Below are 3782 nucleotides of genomic sequence, written 5' to 3' on the forward strand. Positions count from 1 at the left end.
CGCCGGTCGCGGACCGGCTCGGCGAACTGCTCGGGGCCGACGTCCCGCTCGCGGGCGACGTCGTCGGCCCGGGTGCGCGGTCGGTGGCCGACGGGCTCGGCGACGGGCAGGTCGCCCTGCTGGAGAACGTGCGGTTCGATCCCCGCGAGACGAGTAAGTCCGCCGACGAACGTGGCGAGCTCGCCCGCGAGTTCGCCACGCTGACCGGCCCCGGTGGCGCGTTCGTCTCCGACGGCTTCGGCGTGGTGCACCGCGAACAGGCGTCGGTGTACGAGGTGGCACGCGAACTGCCCGCCTACGCGGGCGGCCTCGTGCTGTCCGAGCTGGAGGTGCTGCGGACGCTGACCGGCGATCCGGAGCGGCCCTACACCGTGGTCCTCGGCGGCTCCAAGGTCTCCGACAAGCTCGCGGTGATCGAGGCGTTGCTGCCGAAGGTGGACCGGCTGCTCATCGGCGGCGGCATGTGTTTCACCTTCCTCGCCGCGCAGGGCCACGGGGTCGGCTCGTCGCTGCTGGAGCAGGACATGGTCGGCACCTGTGAGCGGCTGCTGGCCGAGGCGGGCGGCAAGCTCGTGCTGCCGGTCGACGTGGTGGCCGCGGACGCGTTCTCGGCCGAGGCGAACACCCGCACCGTGGCCACCACGGCGCTGCAGGAAGGCTGGATGGGGCTCGACATCGGCCCCGAGACCGTGGCCGAGTTCTCCGCGGCGATCGCGTCGGCGCGGACGCTGTTCTGGAACGGCCCCATGGGGGTGTTCGAGATGGCCCCGTTCGCCGAGGGCACCCGGGGGGTGGCCCGGGCGATCGCGGATGCGGACGCGTTCAGCGTGGTCGGCGGCGGGGACTCCGCCGCCGCGGTCCGGGTGCTCGGGCTCGACGAGCAGCGGTTCTCGCACATCTCCACCGGCGGGGGCGCCTCGCTGGAGTATCTGGAGGGCCGCGACCTGCCCGGCGTCGCCGTGCTGAGTGAGGAGCAGTGATGAGCCGCAAGCCGCTGATCGCCGGCAACTGGAAGATGCACCTCAACCACCTCGAGGCCCTCGCCCTGGTGCAGAAGATCGCCTTCTCGTTGCCGGAGAAGTACTACTCGAAGGTGGACGTGGCCGTGCTGCCGCCGTTCACCGACCTGCGCAGTGTGCAGACGCTGGTGGACGGGGACAAGCTCCTGCTCACCTACGGTGCGCAGGACCTCTCGCCGCACGACTCGGGCGCGCACACCGGGGACGTGTCCGGCCCGATGCTGGCGAAGCTGGGCTGCTCCTGGGTGGTCGTGGGACACTCCGAACGCCGGGAACACCACGGCGAGACCGACGCGGTCGTGAACTCCAAGGTGCGCGCGGCGTTCAAGCACGAGCTGACGCCCGTCCTGTGCGTCGGGGAGTCCCTCGACGTCCGCGAGGCGGGTGAGCACCTCGCGCACACCACCGGCCAGCTGATCGAGGGCCTCAAGGGGCTCAAGGCCGAGCAGGTGCGTGACGTCGTGGTGGCCTACGAGCCGGTGTGGGCGATCGGCACCGGGCGGGTCGCCACCCCTTCGGACGCCGAGGAGGTCTGCGCGGCGCTGCGGTCGGCGCTGGAGACCAAGTACGGCGCCGAGCTCGCCGAGCAGGTGCGCGTGCTCTACGGTGGCTCGGTCAAGTCGAACAACATCGCCGAGTTGATCAAGTGCGACAACGTGGACGGTGCGCTCGTCGGCGGGGCCAGCTTGGACGGCGACGAGTTCACGAAGCTGTGCGCGCTCGCCGCGGGCGGCCCACTACCCTGACGGGGGCGCCGCCTGCGTTACCCTGGAGTTCCGCCACCCGCAGTACACAGAGGATGACATGAAGCTGTTCCTGCAAATCCTGTTGATCGTCTCCAGCGTGTTGCTGATCGTCGCGGTGCTGCTGCACCGGGGCCGTGGCGGCGGGCTCTCGTCGCTGTTCGGTGGCGGGATGCAGTCGAGTCTGTCCGGGTCGAGCATGGCGGAGAAGAACCTGGACCGCATGACACTCGGTCTCGGGGCGGTCTGGATGATCGCCATCGTGGGACTCGGCCTGCTCGTGAAACTCTGATCGATGCGGCGTGCCCGGCGCGGGTACGTCAACTGACTGGTGGGGTGACGAGATCATGGTTGGCGGTCACGCGATACGGGGCACGCGCATCGGTGCGGGTCCGTCCGGCGAGGCGGAGCGGGGGGAGGCCGCCCCGCGTCGCCGGATCTCCTACTGGTGTGCCAACGGACACGAATCCCGGCCGTCGTTCGCGGTGGACGCGGAGACGCCGGGGGAGTGGGAGTGCCCGCGCTGCGGGCTCCCCGCGGGGCGGGACGAGCAGAACCCGCCGGCGGCTCCGCGCACGGAGCCGTACAAGTCGCACCTGGCGTACGTGAAGGAACGCCGCAGCGACGCCGACGGCGAGGCGATCCTCGCCGAGGCCCTCGACCGCATCCGGCGCCGCCGCGAGCCCTGACGCACCGGTGGTGCCGTGAAGGACTCCTTCCCTGCGTGTGATGCAGCGAAGGAGTCCTTCACGGCGTCCGGGGCAGGGAAGGGGTCCTTCACGGCACACCCCGCCGGGTCAGGTGACGGGGTAGTGGGCGCGGACGCGGAAGCCGCCGTCCGGGGTCGTGCCGGTGTCGACGTCGCCGCCCAGCAGGCGGGCCCGTTCGGCCAGGCCCGCGAGACCGTACCCGCCGCCGGAGGGCAGCGGGGAGTCCGCGGGTGCGCACGGTGCCCCGTTGCGCACCTCCACCCGCACCTGCTCCGATGAGGTGGTCACGTCGACGTGCGCGGTGGCGCCCGGGGCGTGTTTGCGGACGTTGGTCAGGCACTCCTGGACCGTGCGGTAGGCCGCCGCCGACACCTGCGCGGACAGCGTGTCCGGCAGGTCGTCGGCCGTGAGCCGCACCGGTACCCCCGCGTTCCGCACGAGGTCGTCCAAATCCCGCAGGTCCGGTGACGGTCCGTCCTCCGCGTCCGAGCGCAGGACCCCGAGCAGGGTGCGCAGTTCCTCCAGCGTGCGGGTGCTGAGGGTGCGGATCGTGGCCGCCGTGCGCCGGGTCTCGTCGTCGGCACTGGCCGCCGAGAGGGCCGAGGCCTGCATCGCGATGAGGGTGATGTCGTGTGAGACCCCGTCGTGCATCTCCCGGGCCAACCGGGCCCGTTCCTCCGCGCGCACCGCCTGGGCGTGCAGCTGCCGTTCGCGGTCCCGGCTCGCCGCGAGCTCGGCCAGCCGGGTGGCCAGCTCCGTCCGGGCACCGATCAGCAGCCCGATCGCCACCGGCATCCCCGCGACGATGACGCCGTAGATCGCGTCGAGCACGTGCATCCGCCAGCTCAACGCCAGCATCTCCGACCACGGCCAGAGCACGAACCGGCAGCACCACACCAGTGCCGCCCCCACCCACACGTGCCAGTGACACTGCTTGCGCGTGGCCAGGGAACCGAGGGCGAACATCACCGCGAGCTGCGCCCAGCCCGCGAAGAACCCCGGCACCGCCAACACCAGCGCCAGGAACGGCAGCGGTCTGCGCAGCAGCAGCGCCGCGCAGCTCGCGGCGGACAGCCACACCGTGTACGGGGGTGCCTCGTCCGGCACCACCAGCCAGACGTCGAGGAGCGCGACCACGACGAACGTGATGTCGGCCACCCATCCCGGTACGGCGGGGCGGCGCTGGGTGTCCGGGTCGGTGCCGACGAGCTGGTCCACCAGCCGCCGCACCGGACCGCGGGGTGGGGGCGTGGGTTCCGGCGCCCGGTCCGGCGACACCGGGTCCGGCGTCGCGTCGGCGGGAGTCGCCG

5 protein-coding genes are annotated in these 3782 nt (G+C 72.1%); 4 read left to right on the plus strand and 1 reads right to left on the minus strand.

All coding sequences use genetic code 11. The features are described from left to right. The 4 genes from SACPADRAFT_RS28775 to SACPADRAFT_RS0219155 form a co-directional block, all read left to right on the plus strand. A partial coding sequence (locus SACPADRAFT_RS28775; RefSeq protein ID WP_040924613.1) for a phosphoglycerate kinase occupies window positions 1-980 on the plus strand: 980 nt, incomplete at its 5' end. Next, complete coding sequence (tpiA, locus tag SACPADRAFT_RS0219145) at window positions 980-1765, plus strand: triose-phosphate isomerase (protein ID WP_007026857.1); 786 nt, start codon at window positions 980-982, stop codon at window positions 1763-1765. The genes SACPADRAFT_RS28775 and tpiA, both read left to right, overlap by 1 nt. A gap of 58 nt (window positions 1766-1823) precedes the next feature. Further along, window positions 1824-2054, plus strand: a complete 231-nt coding sequence (gene secG / locus SACPADRAFT_RS0219150; protein ID WP_007026858.1) for a preprotein translocase subunit SecG — start codon at window positions 1824-1826, stop codon at window positions 2052-2054. A gap of 55 nt (window positions 2055-2109) precedes the next feature. Beyond that, window positions 2110-2451, plus strand: a complete 342-nt coding sequence (locus SACPADRAFT_RS0219155; RefSeq protein WP_007026859.1) for an RNA polymerase-binding protein RbpA — start codon at window positions 2110-2112, stop codon at window positions 2449-2451. A gap of 108 nt (window positions 2452-2559) precedes the next feature. On the opposite strand, the gene SACPADRAFT_RS0219160 is transcribed toward SACPADRAFT_RS0219155, so the two are convergent. Then, window positions 2560-3750 carry a sensor histidine kinase gene (locus SACPADRAFT_RS0219160; RefSeq protein ID WP_407690028.1) on the minus strand — a complete coding sequence of 397 codons (1191 nt, stop codon included), beginning with the start codon at window positions 3748-3750 and terminating at the stop codon, window positions 2560-2562. Between the last annotated feature and the right edge of the window lie 32 nt (window positions 3751-3782).

This window comes from Saccharomonospora iraqiensis subsp. paurometabolica YIM 90007 (assembly GCF_000231035.2).
GTDB classification, from domain to species: Bacteria; Actinomycetota; Actinomycetes; order Mycobacteriales; family Pseudonocardiaceae; genus Saccharomonospora; species Saccharomonospora paurometabolica.

What these genes read in the sequence shown, in the direction of transcription:
- tpiA (WP_007026857.1), top strand. Translation starts at nt 980, where the DNA reads ATGAGCCGCAAGCCGCTGATCGCCGGCAACTGGAAGATGCACCTCAAC.
- secG (WP_007026858.1), top strand. Translation starts at nt 1,824, where the DNA reads ATGAAGCTGTTCCTGCAAATCCTGTTGATCGTCTCCAGCGTGTTGCTG.
- SACPADRAFT_RS0219155 (WP_007026859.1), top strand. Translation starts at nt 2,110, where the DNA reads ATGGTTGGCGGTCACGCGATACGGGGCACGCGCATCGGTGCGGGTCCG.